The following is a 14,143-nucleotide window of genomic DNA, read 5'->3' on the forward strand; positions in this document are numbered from 1 at the left end:
CCCCACCACCGCCCCCCCCCCCGCGGGGGCGCGCCCCCCCCCAGGAGGCGGGCGGGGGTGACCACCCCATGCCCCGCCATGAACCCCGCGCGGCGGCCGCGGGCGTCGCCCAGGCGCCCCGCCGGGACCAGGACCAGGCCGAACATCAGCGCGTACCCCGACAGGATCCACTGCAACTGGCCCTCGGAGGCGTGCAGGCCCTCCCGGATGGAGGGCAGCGCCACGTTGACGATGCTGATGTCCAGCAGGGTCATGAACGCGGCGAGCAGGCACACCGACAGGGCCTGCCAGCGGCGGCGCTTCTCCCCGGCGTCCTCCTCGGCCGCCCCCGCGCCGCCCGTGCCCTCGCTCCGCACGGACTGATCATGTCCTGGGGCGAAGGGGTGCAAACACCCGGTCCCGGACTCCGGAAGGGCCGGGCGGACCGGCGGCCTCCGCTCGGCCGACGCCCCGTTCCGAGAGCCGATTCGGTTATGTCAGGGTATGCAGGGTGAGCGACCAGACTGCGAGCGAGGGCGCCGGCGAACTCCAGTGCTCGGCCAAGGGCTGCCGGGCCGACGCCGTGTGGGCGCTCCGCTGGAACAACCCCAAGATCCACACGCCGGAGCGGCGGAAGATCTGGCTGGCCTGCGAGGAGCACCGGGAGGGCCTGTCGGCGTTCCTGGACCGCCGCGGCTTCCTGCGCGACGTCGTCCCGGTGGCCGACCGCGACGCCCCTCCCGGCTAGGCGGCGGCCAAGGACCCGCCGAGAGGCGGCCGGGAGGTCACACCTCGTGGCGCCTGCTGCGCAAGGAGGCCCGCTCGCCCTCCCAGCCCCCGGCCATCTCGCTGAGGCGCGCGGCGGCGTCCCTGGCGGGCGCGCCGCGCCCCACGGCCAGCCCCAGCAGGTACGCCGTCAGCGGCGCGCCCGGCCTGGCCACGCCGCGTGCCACGTCGCGGGCCAGGTCGAGCACCAGGTCACGGTCGATGTCGTCGCGGTCGAGACCCAGTTCGAGGCAGACCGCGTCGATCCATTCCTCCAGCACGTGCTGCTCCTCCGGTGAGTGTCGTGAACGGGGCCGCGGAGGGCACGGCCTCAGCCGCCGATCGCGGACATGGGACGGGCGGGCTGCAGGAAGCTCGGGTCGTCGATGCCGTGCCCGGCCCGCTTGGCGCGCACCGCGGCCCGCCAGCGCGCGGCCAGGTCGTCGTCGGACGCGCCCGCGCGCATCGCGTCCCGCAGGTTGGACTCCTCGGTGGCGAACAGGCAGTTGCGCACCTGGCCGTCGGCGGTGAGCCTGACCCGGTCGCAGGCGCCACAGAACGGGCGGGTCACCGACGCGATCACCCCGACCCGCTCCGGCCCGCCGTCCACCAGGAACGCCTCGGCGGGCGCGCTGCCGCGCTCGGCGGCGTCCGCGGGCTCCAAGGCGAACTCCCCGCCCAGCGACGCCAGGATCTCGTCCGCGGTGATCATGTCGGCGCGGGTCCAGCCGTGCTGCGCGTCCAGCGGCATCTGCTCGATGAACCGCAGGTGATAACCGTTGTCCAGGCAGTAGCGCAGCAGCGGCACCGCCTCGTGCTCGTTGACGCCGCGCATCAGCACGGCGTTGACCTTCACCGGGAGCAGGCCCGCGTCACGAGCCGCCGCGAGACCGGCCAGCACGTCGGCCAGCCGGTCCCGGTGCGCGAGCCGTTGGAACACCTCGCGGTCGAGGGTGTCCAGCGAGACGTTGACACGGTCCAGCCCGGCGCGTGCCAGCGGCTCCGCCAGCCGGTCCAGGCCGATCCCGTTGGTGGTCAGGGAGATCTGCGGACGCGGACGCAGCTCGGCCGTGCGCCGCACGATGCCGGTGATGCCCCGGCGCAACAACGGCTCGCCGCCGGTGTAGCGCACCTCGGTGATGCCCAGCCGTTCCACGCCGATCCGCACCAGCCGCACCACCTCGTCGTCGGTGAGCAGCTCGGGCTTGGGAAGCCAGTCCAGGCCCTCGGGTGGCATGCAGTACGTGCAGCGCAGGTTGCATCGGTCGGTCAGGGAGACGCGCAGGTCCGTCGCGGTACGACCGAAAGTGTCGACCAGCAAGGGCGCCCCTTTCTGGTGGTGCTCGGCTCCGGGGGTGGCCCCAGGGCCGGCCGCCCGGAAAGCTCCACCATATGCGGTCGCCCCTACCCTGGACGATCAACCTTTCACGCAGACGAGCTGCCTGAGGCGCGCGACCACCTCGACCAGGTCGGACTGCGCCGCCATCACGCTCTCCAGGTCCTTGTAGGCGCCAGGGATCTCGTCGAGCACACCCGCGTCCTTGCGGCACTCCACGCCTGCGGTCTGCTCGCGCAGGTCGTCGACCGTGAAGTTCTTGCGCGCCTTGTTACGGCTCATCTTGCGTCCCGCTCCGTGCGAGGCGGAGTTGAACGCCGACCGGTTGCCCAGCCCGCGCACGATGTAGGTGCCGGTCGCCATCGACCCCGGGATGATGCCCAGCTCGCCGTCGCCCGCGCGGATCGCGCCCTTGCGGGTCACGAGCAGCTCGACGCCGTCGTAGACCTCCTCCGCCACGTAGTTGTGGTGGCAGGAGATCGGGGCGTCCCATGCGCGCAGCCGCGCTCCGAAGAACTTCGTCATGACGTCCTGCGCGAGCGCGAGCATGACCGCGCGATTGCGGCGCGCGTACTCCTGCGCCCAGAAAAGGTCGCGGCGGTATTCGTCCATCTCCCGGGTGCCGGTGAGGAAGACCGCCAGGTCCTTGTCGGGCAGGTCCTGGTTGTGCGGCAGCCTGCGCGCGGCCTCGACGTGGATCTCGGCGAGTTCCTTGCCGATGTTGCGCGAGCCGGAATGCAGCACCAGCCAGATCGCGCCCTCGTCGTCGGCGCACACCTCGAGGAAGTGGTTGCCCGAGCCGAGCGTGCCGAGCTGGCCGCGGGCCTTGCCCAGCCGGTTGCGCACCGCCGGGTGCAGGTCGTCGAACGCCTTCCAGAACGCGTACCAGCCGCGCTCCTTCAGCGCGCGCAGTCCCGCCGGGTCGACCGGCTGCTTGTGGGACGCGGGGCCGACGGGGATCGCCCGCTCCAGGCGTCCGCGCAGAAGGCCCAGGTCGTCGGGCATGTCCTCGACGGTGAGCGAGGACCGCACCGCGGTCATGCCGCAGCCGATGTCCACGCCGACGGCGGCCGGGGACACCGCGTCGCGCATCGCGATCACCGAGCCGACGGTGGCGCCCTTGCCGTAGTGCACGTCGGGCATCACCGCGAGGCCCTCCACCCACGGCAGGCCGGACACGTTGCGCAGCTGCTCCAGCGCGGCGTCCTCGACGGTGTCCGGGTCGGTCCAGATCCGGATGGGGACGCGGCCGCCCTCGAGCGTCTGGTACGGCACCACTTGCTCCTCTCCATCACGGAAGTGCATTACGAAAGCGGTTTCAAACCGTGCTCTATGACGCCAGATAAGGGCACTCCGGTTCAATTTGTTTTTCGCGGATACGCCGGCCCATCACGGCGAAACGGGGCCGTACACGCGTCCGTCCTGGACGCGCATCGGCGGCCGGGCGAGGGCGACCACGAGACGGCGGCTGGGCAGTCCCAGCCTCAGCCGCGCCGCTTCGAGGGACAGGCCGGGCGCGAGCGGGTTGGCGGCGCGGTGCCTGGCCAGTTCCGCGGACAACCGGCCGCGCAGCTCGTCCCAGCGGTCGGGATCGGCGATCCACTCGTCGTCGATCTCCACGGCGGACGGCGGCTCGGCACACCCCATCACCGCCAGCTCGGCGCGGCGCAGCACGCCGTGGCGGCGCAGGATCCGCGCGCCGTCGGGACGGTCGGGCCAGGACGCCAGCTCACGGGCGCGGGCCGCGCCCGCGTCGCGGCGGACGAGCGTGGGCGGGCGGACGTCCAGCACCGTCACGCCCGCGACGGCCCGCCGCGCGGGATCGCGCAGCAGGGCGGCGTCGCCGAGGTGCAGCGGAAGGCGCGTGTTGAGGGTCAGCCGGGCGGTGTCGGGCCCGAGCGGGCGCAGCCGTACCGGGACGGCCGCGGACCCGATGTGCAGGGTCATCTGCCGTGCCAGCCGCCCGGACGCCTCGCCGAACCGGGTGCGCACGTCCACCGAGGCGGTGTGCGTCCACCGGCCGGGGCTCACCAGCGCCATGCCGCGCGAGAACCGGCCGCGCGGGACGCCGCGCACCTCCAGCGAGACGCGGGCGACGCCGCTCACCCGCTCGACGCCCTCACGCGCCACCTCGGCGCCGTGGACCCGCACCCGGTGCCCGGACGGCATGAGGACCAGCTCGTCACCGACCCCCACGGTCCCGGCGGCGAGCGTCCCGGTGACGACCGTGCCCGCGCCGCCCGCGCCCGCGTCGTCGATCCACAGCCGTACCGGCGCGCCCTCGTCGGGGACGGGCAGCCGCGCGACGAGCCGGTCGAGCGCCGCGGTGAGCGCGTCCAGCCCGTCACCGGTCTTGGCGCTGACGGTCACCGCCTCGATGCCGCGCAGCCCCGACTTGGCCACGCGCTCACGGGCCTGGCGCAGCGCCAGCGTCGGGTCGGCCAGGTCGGACCGGGTCACCGCCAGCACGCCGTGCCGCACGCCGAGCCCGTCGACCGCCGCCAGGTGCTCCTCGGTCTGCGCCATCCACCCCTCGTCGGCGGCCACGGCCAGCAGCACCGCGGGCACGGGCCCGACCCCGGCCAGCATCGTGGGGACGAACCGCTCGTGCCCGGGGACGTCCACCAGGGCCAGCCGCTCGCCGGACGGCAGCGCGGCCCAGGCGACGTCGAGGTCGAGGCTGCGCCCCGGCGGGCCGCCCGGCCCGGCGCCCGCGAGCGCGCGCACGAGACTGGACTTCCCATGATCCACATGGCCGGCGGTGGCGACGACCTGCATCAGTTCCCTTCCCGGCAGCCCAGGACGACGGCACGGCGACCGGTCCGGGAGCCGGGCCGCCCGTCACGCACAACCCTAGAGAGCCCCGGCCCGGCGGCGAAAGGCGATCGCGGAGGTGAGACCTCCGTCTCTCCCGGCGCTCCCGCGTCGCGGCCGGGACCCCTGGCAAGTTACTTAACTAAACGAAGTATTAGAATCTGGCCGTCGCCGCGAGCCGTTCGCCGATTCCCGCCCCCCGCGGTTCAGGAGGTCACGTGTCCGCCGGCCTTGGACGTCCGGTGTCCGCCGCAGCGGCACCCGCCCGGCCCCTCCCGGCGGCCCGCCCCGCGGGCGCCGCGCTCACGCTGGTGGCGCTGTCCACGGCGGGACTCGTGGTCTCGGTGCAGCAGACCATGGTGATCCCGCTGCTGCCCGGCCTCATGACCACCTTCGACGCGAGCGTGACGGCGGTGACCTGGGTGTTCACCGCGTCCCTCCTGGCCGGCGCGGTCGCGACCCCGTTGCTCACCCGGTTCGGCGACATGTACGGCAAGAAGCGGATGATCCTGCTGGCGATCGGCACGCTGGTGGCGGGGTCGGCGATGTGCGCGCTGTCGGACTCGCTGGCGCCGCTCATCGCCGGGCGCGCGCTCCAGGGCGTGTCGGTGTCGCTGATCCCGCTGGCCATCGGGACGATCAGGGACGCCTTCCCCGCCGACCGGATCACCACCGCGATCGGCGTGGTCAGCGCGACCATGGGCGTGGGCGGCGCCGCCGGCATGCTGGTGACCGGCCTGATCGCCGCCCGCACCACCAGTCACGCCCCGGTGTTCTGGATCGCCGGGGGGCTGGCCGCGGCGGGCATGGTCCTCATCGCGCTGTGCGCGCCCCAGGTGGGCGAGCGCGCGGGCGGCCGTCCCGACCTGCCCGGCGCCGCGCTCATGGCCTGCTGGCTGGTGTGCCTGCTGCTGGCGATCAGCCAGGGCAACACCTGGGGCTGGGGCTCGCCCGCGGTGATCGGCCTGTTCGCCGGCGCCGCCGTGCTGTGCGCGGCCTGGGTGTGGCTGGAGATGCGGGTGCGCGAGCCGCTGGTGCGGCTGGCCCTGCTCACCGGGCGGCGGTCGCTGTCGGCGAACCTGGCCTCGCTGCTGCTGGGCTTCGCGCTGTTCGCGATGTTCACGCTCATCGCCGGGTTCATCCAGACCCCGCGCGAGCGGTTCGGGTACGGGCTGAGCGGGTCCGTTCTGGACGTGGGCCTGTACATGCTGCCCAGCACCGTGACGATGCTCGGGTTCTCCGTGGTGGCGGGACGGATCTCGGCGCGGATCGGCCCCGCGTTCACGCTGGCGATCGGGTCGGGTTTCGTGGCGGTGAGCTACATGTGGCTCGCGGTGTCGCACGGCCACGTGTCCGACATCCTGGCGTTCAGCGCGATCCAGGGCATCGGCTTCGGCATCGCCTACGCGGCGCTGGGAACGCTGGCCGTGCAGCACGTCCCGATGGGCGAGAGCGGCATCGCCAGCGGCATCAACTCGCTGGTGCGCACCGCGGGCGGTAGCGTCGCGGGCGCCGTCACCTCGGCCGTGCTGGCGGGCCTGACCATCGCGGGGACCTCGACCCCGACGCTGCACGCCTACGTCGTGTGCTTCTGGATCGGGGCGACGGGCGCGGTGCTGGCCGCGCTGGTCGCGTTCACGCACGGCCTGCGGCACGGGCACATGTGAGAGCGCCCCGAACTGACACGCCACGCCGAGGGCACTTGACGAACCGGCCCTCAGCCATGCCCTATAGGGATGCGCCCCGAATAGGGTATTGGGGCAGCGAACCCGCCCCTCGGAGGAAGCCATGGGCGCCTATGCCGCCGCATACGAACGCAGCATCGCCGATCCGACCCGCTTCTGGGGGCTCGCCGCCCGGGACGTGCGCTGGCTGGTCCCGCCGGACCGCGTCCTGGACGACGGGGCGCCGCCGTTCTACCGCTGGTTCACCGGCGGGGAGCTGAACACCTGCGACAACGCGCTCGACCGCCACGTGGAGGAGGGACGTGGCGAGCAGCCCGCCCTCATCTACGACAGCCCCGTCACCGGCACCGTCCGCACCTACTCCTACCGGGAGCTGACCGAGCTGGTGGCGCGGTTCGCCGGGGCGCTGCGCGACCTCGGCGTGGACCGGGGCGACCGCGTCGTCATCTACCTGCCGATGATCCCCGAGGCGGTCATCGCGATGCTGGCGTGCGCGCGGCTCGGCGCCGTCCACTCGGTGGTGTTCGGCGGCTTCGCGGCCAACGAGCTGGCGGTGCGGATCGACGACGCGCGGCCCAAGGTCGTGGTGTCGGCGTCCTGCGGCATCGAGGTCTCGCGGGTCGTCCCGTACAAGCCGCTGCTGGACCGGGCGCTGGAGCTGGCCTCGCACAAGGTGGACCGCTGCGTGATCCGGCAGCGCCCGCAGCTGCACGCCGACCTGGTGCGCCCGCGCGACACCGACTGGGACGAGGCGGTCGCGAGCGCGGAACCCGCCGAGTGCGTGCCGGTGGCGGCGACCGACCCGCTCTACATCCTCTACACGTCGGGGACCACGGGACGTCCCAAAGGCGTGGTGCGCGACAACGGCGGGCACGCGGTGGCGCTGCGCTGGTCGATGGAGAACGTCTACGGCGTCGGTCCCGGCGACGTCTTCTGGGCCGCCTCGGACGTGGGCTGGGTCGTCGGGCACTCCTACATCGTGTACGGCCCGCTGCTCACCGGCTGCACCACCGTCCTGTACGAGGGCAAGCCGGTCGGCACGCCCGACGCGGGCGCGTTCTGGCGGGTGGCGGCGCAGCACCGGGTGAAGGCGCTGTTCACCGCGCCCACCGCGATCCGCGCCATCAAGAAGGAGGACCCGGACGGCGCGCTGCTCGCCGGGCACGACCTGTCGTCCATGGACACGCTGTTCCTGGCCGGGGAGCGCACCGACCCCGACACCTACCACTGGGCGACACGGGTGCTGGGCAAGCCGGTCGTGGACCACTGGTGGCAGACCGAGAGCGGCTGGCCGATCGTGGCGAACCCCCGCGGGCTGGAGCCCATGGAGATCAAGCCGGGGTCGCCCTCGGTGCCCGTCCCCGGCTACGACGTGCGGGTGCTGGGCCCGGACGGCGCGCCGGTGCCGCCGGGCACCGACGGCGACATCGTGCTGCGGCTGCCGCTGCCGCCCGGCAACCTGTCGACGCTGTGGCAGGACGACGAGCGGTTCGTGGAGTCCTACCTCACCCGCCATCCCGGCCACTACCTGACCGGGGACGGCGGGCGCATCGACGAGGACGGCTACGTCTGGGTGATGGGGCGCACCGACGACGTCATCAACGTGGCCGGGCACCGGTTGTCCACCGGGACGATGGAGGAGGTCATCGCGGCGCACCCGGCGGTGGCCGAGTGCGCGGTGATCGGGGTGGCCGACGAGCTCAAGGGGCAGGTGCCGCGCGGCTTCGTGGTGCTCAAGAGCGGTGTGGACGCCGACCCCGCGGCGCTCCGGGACGAGCTGGTGGCGATGGTGCGCGGGCAGATCGGGCCGGTCGCGGCGTTCAAGGAGGTCGCGGTGGTCCCGGCGCTGCCCAAGACCCGTTCGGGGAAGATCCTGCGCGGGGTGATGCGGGGCATCGCCGACGGCCGGGACGTGCCGGTGCCGTCGACGATCGAGGATCCTTCCGTCCTCGACGCGCTGCGCCCGATCCTGCGGTCCGGGTGACCAAGGCGCGCCGCGCCGGCGGGCATGGGCGCCCGCGTCAGCGCCGGGCGTCCGTTCCGGCCCTCCGTTTCGGCCACAGCGCGGCCAGCACCGCGACGATGATCACGGCCGCGCCGATCTGGAACAGCGTCTCCCAGAAGTTCCAGCCCCGGGTCTCCAGGTCGAAGGCGTGGGCCAGGGCGGTGCCCACGAAGGCCGCGACGATGCCGGCCACGATCGTCAGCCAGACCGGCAGGTCCTGCTTGCCCGGCACGATCAGCCGGCCCAGCGAGCCGATGATCGCACCGAAGATGATCGCGGTGATGATCCCCCCGATGGTCATGTGCGCTCCCCTCCTAGGGTGATGCGTCACCGCAGGAATACCCAGAGTGGACATATGCCACACGACCAGCGCAATCACCGGTAGCTCCGGCGCGACCCCTTGCCTCCGGCGTCCGGACGTGGTGCGATACCGGCCGTGCAAGTGCACACTTACTTCAGTGCGACGGACGGCGAGGGCAACGCATGGACGGTGTCATGAGCGGCGGGTCGGACGGCAAGGTGACGGACGGCAATGCGACGGACCGGGACGAGATCCTGCGGCGACGGGCGGAGCTGGAGCGGGAGCCGGCGGGACGCACGGTCGCCACCGAGCTGGCGTCCACCGCGGAACGCCACGGCGGCCTGCCCGCCTACTCCGACCGCGGCGGCGACGGCGAGTGGCACACCCTCACCTGGGGCGAGCTGAGGCACCGCGCGCTGGAGACGGCCGCCGCCTTCGCCGCGCTCGGGCTGGTGCCCGGCGACGTGGTGGCGCTGATGATGCCCAACCGCTCCGAGCACGTGCTGGCCGACCTCGGCGCGATGCACGCGGGCGGCACGCCCACCACCGTGTACGCGACGCTGGCCGCCGACCAGATCGCCTTCGTCGCCGCCGACTGCGCGGCCCGGTACGCCGTCCTGGACGGACGCGACCAGCTCGATCGCTGGCTGCCCGCGCTGGACCGGCTGCCCGGCCTGAGCCGGATCATCGTCGTGGACGTGGTGGCGCTGATCACCCTGGACGGGGAGGTGGCCCCGGTGTGGGCGGCGGCCCACGGCCTGGACGACACCGACGTGGCCGCTCTGGCGTCGCACCCGGCGGTCCTGGAGGAGGTGGGGCGCGCCGTCGAGGAGGCCAACGCGCGGCTGGCCCGCGTCCAGCAGGTGAAGAAGTGGCGGGTGCTGCCGGCGGAGTGGACGGCGGAGAGCGAGGAGCTCACGCCCACGCTGAAGCTGCGGCGGCGGATCGTCCACTCCAAGTACACCGACGTCCTGGACACGCTGTACGCCTCCTGAGGCGGCCGGCGCCCGCGGGTTCCGGTTCGGACCGGCGGGCGCCGGGAATGGCCCGGTCATGAGGCGCCGCAAGGTCGCGTACGGGATCATGATGGGCGTCTGCCTGGCACTGTTCGTGCTGGCCTGGACGCTGGTGTGGCGGTTCTCGGTGGCGGCCGCCCTCGCCATGTCGGTGGTCGCGATGATCATTCCGCCGTTCGCCGTCATCGTGGCCAACTGGAACGTCGAGCGCCACGACTGAAGGCGACACGGCCGGAAGGGAACACGACTGAGAGCGGCCCGCGTGGGTAGCGTCGGCCGTATGGGTCGCATCACCGTGCGCAGGCCGGTTGTGAAGGTGGGCACGGCCGGTGTGCGCGGCCGCAGGCCCGACACGCTCGCCGTCGAGGAGCCGCTGGAGATCCGGGTGGCGGGCCGGCCCCTGACGATCACCATGCGCACGCCGGGTGACGACTTCGAGCTGGTGGCGGGGTTCCTGGCCGCCGAGGGCGTCATCGCCCGGCCGGACGATCTGCTGGCGATGCGCTACTGCGCCGACGCCACCGAGCAGAACACCCTCGACGTGGCCCTGGCGGACGGCGTCGAGCCGCCCTCCGAGCTGATGCGCCGGGCCTTCGCCACCACCAGCGCGTGCGGGGTGTGCGGCAAGGCGAGCATCGAGGCGCTGCGGGTACGGCGTCCCTACGACATCGCCTCCGACCAGGTGCGCCTGACCCCGGTGTCGCTGGCCGCGCTGCCGGACCGCCTGCGGGAGGCGCAGCGGGTGTTCGAGCGCACCGGCGGGCTGCACGCGGCCGGGCTGTTCGACGCGTCCGGCGGGCTGCTGGTCCTGCGCGAGGACGTGGGACGGCACAACGCGGTGGACAAGGTCGTCGGCTGGGCCCTCGCCAAGGGGCTGCTCCCGCTGTCCGGCCATGTGCTGATGGTGAGCGGCCGCGCCTCCTTCGAGCTGACGCAGAAGGCGGCGCAGGCGGGGATCCCGGTGCTCGCTGCGGTGTCGGCGCCCTCGTCCCTGGCGGTGGAGCTGGCCGAGGACGCCGGGATGACGCTGATAGGGTTCCTGCGCGGCGAGACCATGAACGTCTACACGGGCGCGCACCGGATCGAGGCGGACGCGCCCGTGATGTGACGTTCGCCCTCCGTGGCGGGGGTCACGTCCGGAGGGCTTGACCGGCGATCACCGTCCAGGATGATTGACGGCGTGTCCAATGACTCCGGCCCGAGACGGCGGCGGGTCCAGAGCGACGGCGCCGACCTGGCCGTCTACGAGCAGGGCGAGCCGTCCCGCCCGGCCGTGCTGCTCCTGCACGGCTACCCCGACACCCACGCGGTATGGGACGAGGTCGCCGACGAGCTCGCCGGCGACTTCCACGTGATCCGGTACGACGTGCGGGGGGCGGGCGCGTCGTCCCGGCCGCCGGACACCCGGAGCTACGCCTTCGAGCATCTGATGGCCGACCTGCGGGCCGTGCTGGACGCCGTGTCCGGCGGCCGGCCGGTGCATCTGGTGGGGCACGACTGGGGCTCGATCCAGGCGTGGGAGGCGGTCTGCACCATGCCGGAGCGGTTCGCCTCGTTCACCTCGATCTCCGGGCCGTGCCTGGACCACGTCGGGCACTGGACGCGCCGCGCGCTGGCCCGGCGGACGCCGCGCGCCCTCAGGCGCCTGGCGGGACAGTGGGCGCGGTCCTGGTACATCTCCTTCTTCCAGATGCCGATGCTGCCCGAGCTGCTCTGGCGGTACGGCAGGGGCGGGCTGTTCACCCGGGCGCTGGAGATCGGCGAGGGCGTGCGTCCCCGTCCCGGCCATCCGGCCCGGACGCTGGCGCGCGACGGCGCCGACGGGGTGGGCCTCTACCGGGCCAACATGCGCGAACGGCTGCGCCGCCCGCGGGACCGCAGGACCGGCGTGCCCACACAGGTCATCGTCCCGACCAAGGACCTGTTCGTCTCGCCCCACCTGGTGGAGGGGCTGGCGGCCCGCGTCCCGAACCTGTCGCTGCGCGCCATCGCGGCGGGGCACTGGGTGCCGCGCAGCCACCCCGGCGTGATCGCGGCCTGGATCGCCGAGCACGCCGTCGGGGTCCGGAACGCCAGGTCACGCGCAGTGCGCCCCTGATACCGGCCGGGCACCCGATTTCGTACCCGCGCAGGGGTTTTCCCGCCTGGCGAGTCATGCCACCTTGGCAGCAGGAGCCCGGCGCACGGCCCACCGCGGCCCTTCCCGGGCGGCGTCCGAACCGGCACCGGAGTGTGATGTCATGCGGATACGCGAGCTTCTGCGCGGAAAGGGGACGGCGGTCGCGACCGTGCCTCCCGACGCGACCGTGAGGGACCTGCTGGCCACGCTGGCCGAGCACAACATCGGCGCGGTGGTGGTCTCCGCCGACGGCGCCACGATCGCCGGGATCGCCTCCGAGCGCGACGTGGTGCGCCGCCTGCACGAGCACGGCGCCGGGCTGCTCGGCCGGCCGGTCTCGGAGATCATGACCGCGGAGGTGCGGACCTGCGATCCCGGCGCCGCCGTGGACGACCTGCGGCGCACCATGACCGAGCACCGCATCCGGCACCTGCCGGTCGTCGAGGACGGGCGGCTCGCCGGCATCGTCAGCATCGGCGACGTGGTCAAGAGCGCCATCGACGAGCTGGAGAGCGAGCGCGAGTACCTGGTCGGCTACATCCAGAACGCCCAGTAGCCGTCCTCGCGCCCAGGCCCTACACCCAGGCCCTACACATAGGCGGGCAGCGGGCGGGCCGGCGGCGCCGACCGCACCTCGGCGAAGGCCCTCGCCAGCCGCTCGGCCGCCTCGCGCAGCGTGCCGGGCGGCAGGACGTACGGCAGCCGCACGTAGTCCTCCAGGACGCCGTCCGCGCCGAACACCGGGCCGGGGACGATCCGGACGCCCAGCCGCTCGGCCGCCTCGGCGAGCGGCGTGGACACGGGGGCGCCCAGCCTGGCCCACAGCGACATGCCGCCGTCCGGCAGGACGAAGTCCCATGAGGGCAGCAGCTCGCGCAGCGCGGCGGCCAGCGCGTCCCGCGAGCGCAGCAGATTCCGGGCGCGCTCGGCGCGGACCTCCTCGATCCGCTCCATCAGCTCCCGCACGATCAGCTGGTCGATCACCGGGCTGGCGATGTCGGTGGCCTCGCGCGCCACCGTCAGCCGCCGGGCCAGGGGCGCCGTGGCGCGGATCCACCCGATCCGCATCCCGCCCCACATCAGCTTCGACGCCGAGCCGATGGTGATCACCCGGCCGCCGGTGTCGAACGCGGCCATCGGCGGCACCGGCTCCTTCCCCAGGTCATGGGCCAGCTCGGCGAAGGTCTCGTCCGCCACCACCAGCGCGTCGGCGCGGCGGGCGGCATCGATGAACGCGGCCCGGTCCTCCTCCCCCATCAGCCGTCCCGTCGGGTTGTGGAAGTCGGGGATGGTGTAGGCGAGCCGCACCGCGGCCTGCCGCATGCCGCCGGCGGCCAGTTCCACGTCCCAGCCCTCGTTCACGCCGACCGGGACCAGCCGGGCTCCGGCCCTGCGCAGCGCGTCCAGGGCGTGCGGGTAGGTGGGCCGTTCGACCATGACGGGCGTGCCCGGGTCCACCATGAGGTGGGCCAGCAGCGTGAGCGCGTGCTGCGCGCCCGTGGTCACCACGATCTGGTCGGGACGGGTCGGCACGCCGCGCCGCGCGTAGCGGTCGGCGATCGCCTCCCGCAGCGTGACGAGCCCGGCGGGCTCGTAGCCGGGACCGGAGGTGTAGCGGGGCAGCTCGGCGACCGCCGCCGCGACCGCCTCGTCGAAGATCGCGGGCACGCCCGGCGTGGCGCAGCCCAGGTCGATGAACCCGGCGTCGGCGGCGGGCGCGTGCGCCATCCCGAACGAGGGCCCCGCTCCCCCGCGCGTGCGCGCCGGGACCGGACGCGGCGCCGAGCCGGACATGGTGGTGGGCGGAAGCGCCGTCCAGCTCCCCGCGCCCTGGCGGCTCTCGACGTACCCCTCGTCGCGGAGCCGGTCGTAGGCGGCCGTGACCGTGGTGCGGCTGACGCCGAGCGCGGCGGCCAGGTCGCGTTCGGCCGGCAGCCGGGTGCGCAGGGCGAGCCGTCCATCGAGCACCAGCGCTCGCACGGCACGGGCCATGGCCAGGTAGTAGGGCCGCTCCTGGGGCACGTCGCCCAGCAGGCGCGCCAGCTGGGTGCCGTTGACATAGCGCATGTTCGTGCTCATACAAGCCACTTTCGCACATTGGCCCTCCACCTAACAGGCCAAAT

At 73.6% G+C, this 14,143-nt stretch carries 15 protein-coding genes; 8 read left to right on the forward strand and 7 right to left on the reverse strand.

Annotation, left to right across the window (positions count from 1 at the left end; genetic code table 11):
* Positions 1-356: MFS transporter (locus tag ACGWYJ_RS13660; RefSeq protein WP_395106295.1), on the reverse strand; the 356-nt coding region annotated here is incomplete at its 3' end.
* A 134-nt stretch (positions 357-490) separates the two neighbouring features.
* On the opposite strand from ACGWYJ_RS13660, the gene ACGWYJ_RS13665 reads away from it, so the two are divergent.
* Complete coding sequence (locus tag ACGWYJ_RS13665; protein WP_395106296.1) at positions 491-727, forward strand: hypothetical protein; 237 nt, start codon at positions 491-493, stop codon at positions 725-727.
* A 37-nt stretch (positions 728-764) separates the two neighbouring features.
* On the opposite strand, the gene ACGWYJ_RS13670 is transcribed toward ACGWYJ_RS13665, so the two are convergent.
* From ACGWYJ_RS13670 to ACGWYJ_RS13685, 4 genes are all read right to left on the reverse strand, one after another.
* Positions 765-1,025, reverse strand: a complete 261-nt coding sequence (locus ACGWYJ_RS13670; protein ID WP_395106297.1) for a DUF6457 domain-containing protein — start codon at positions 1,023-1,025, stop codon at positions 765-767.
* Positions 1,026-1,075: 50 nt separating this feature from the next.
* On the reverse strand, positions 1,076-2,065 hold the full coding sequence (gene moaA, locus ACGWYJ_RS13675; RefSeq protein ID WP_395106298.1) for a GTP 3',8-cyclase MoaA: 990 nt from the start codon (positions 2,063-2,065) through the stop codon (positions 1,076-1,078).
* A 96-nt stretch (positions 2,066-2,161) separates the two neighbouring features.
* Entirely contained in the window at positions 2,162-3,355 is a 1,194-nt protein-coding gene (locus ACGWYJ_RS13680) for an RtcB family protein (protein WP_395106299.1), read from the reverse strand.
* A 114-nt stretch (positions 3,356-3,469) separates the two neighbouring features.
* Positions 3,470-4,858 carry a GTP-binding protein gene (locus ACGWYJ_RS13685; protein ID WP_395106300.1) on the reverse strand — a complete coding sequence of 463 codons (1,389 nt, stop codon included), beginning with the start codon at positions 4,856-4,858 and terminating at the stop codon, positions 3,470-3,472.
* A 254-nt stretch (positions 4,859-5,112) separates the two neighbouring features.
* On the opposite strand from ACGWYJ_RS13685, the gene ACGWYJ_RS13690 reads away from it, so the two are divergent.
* Together ACGWYJ_RS13690 and ACGWYJ_RS13695 are read left to right on the forward strand one after the other, a co-directional pair.
* Positions 5,113-6,561, forward strand: coding sequence for an MFS transporter (locus ACGWYJ_RS13690; protein WP_395106301.1), 1,449 nt, complete (start codon positions 5,113-5,115; stop codon positions 6,559-6,561).
* Between the two features lie 121 nt (positions 6,562-6,682).
* Positions 6,683-8,563, forward strand: coding sequence for a propionyl-CoA synthetase (locus tag ACGWYJ_RS13695; RefSeq protein ID WP_395106302.1), 1,881 nt, complete (start codon positions 6,683-6,685; stop codon positions 8,561-8,563).
* 37 nt (positions 8,564-8,600) lie between these two features.
* Here the strand turns inward: ACGWYJ_RS13695 and ACGWYJ_RS13700 are convergent, their stop codons facing one another.
* Complete coding sequence (locus ACGWYJ_RS13700) at positions 8,601-8,885, reverse strand: GlsB/YeaQ/YmgE family stress response membrane protein (RefSeq protein WP_395106303.1); 285 nt, start codon at positions 8,883-8,885, stop codon at positions 8,601-8,603.
* 194 nt (positions 8,886-9,079) lie between these two features.
* Here ACGWYJ_RS13700 and ACGWYJ_RS13705 point away from each other — a divergent pair, with 194 nt between their 5' ends.
* The 5 genes from ACGWYJ_RS13705 to ACGWYJ_RS13725 all read left to right on the forward strand — a co-directional run bounded on the left by ACGWYJ_RS13705 (position 9,080) and on the right by ACGWYJ_RS13725 (position 12,576).
* On the forward strand, positions 9,080-9,880 hold the full coding sequence (locus tag ACGWYJ_RS13705; protein WP_395106304.1) for an AMP-binding protein: 801 nt from the start codon (positions 9,080-9,082) through the stop codon (positions 9,878-9,880).
* A gap of 58 nt (positions 9,881-9,938) precedes the next feature.
* Positions 9,939-10,121, forward strand: a complete 183-nt coding sequence (locus ACGWYJ_RS13710; RefSeq protein ID WP_395106305.1) for a DUF3099 domain-containing protein — start codon at positions 9,939-9,941, stop codon at positions 10,119-10,121.
* 60 nt (positions 10,122-10,181) lie between these two features.
* Positions 10,182-11,009 (forward strand): formate dehydrogenase accessory sulfurtransferase FdhD, encoded by an 828-nt coding sequence (gene fdhD, locus ACGWYJ_RS13715; RefSeq protein ID WP_395106306.1) that lies wholly within the window; start codon positions 10,182-10,184, stop codon positions 11,007-11,009.
* Positions 11,010-11,081: 72 nt separating this feature from the next.
* Positions 11,082-11,999, forward strand: a complete 918-nt coding sequence (locus ACGWYJ_RS13720) for an alpha/beta fold hydrolase (RefSeq protein WP_395106307.1) — start codon at positions 11,082-11,084, stop codon at positions 11,997-11,999.
* Between the two features lie 142 nt (positions 12,000-12,141).
* On the forward strand, positions 12,142-12,576 hold the full coding sequence (locus tag ACGWYJ_RS13725) for a CBS domain-containing protein (RefSeq protein ID WP_395106308.1): 435 nt from the start codon (positions 12,142-12,144) through the stop codon (positions 12,574-12,576).
* Between the two features lie 32 nt (positions 12,577-12,608).
* Here the strand turns inward: ACGWYJ_RS13725 and ACGWYJ_RS13730 are convergent, their stop codons facing one another.
* The gene (locus ACGWYJ_RS13730; protein ID WP_395106309.1) at positions 12,609-14,099 is read right to left on the reverse strand and encodes a PLP-dependent aminotransferase family protein; all 1,491 of its coding nucleotides are present in this window, start codon (positions 14,097-14,099) and stop codon (positions 12,609-12,611) included.
* Positions 14,100-14,143 lie beyond the last annotated feature (44 nt).

The organism is Actinomadura sp. SCN-SB (assembly GCF_043906805.1).
GTDB lineage: Bacteria > Actinomycetota > Actinomycetes > Streptosporangiales > Streptosporangiaceae > Spirillospora.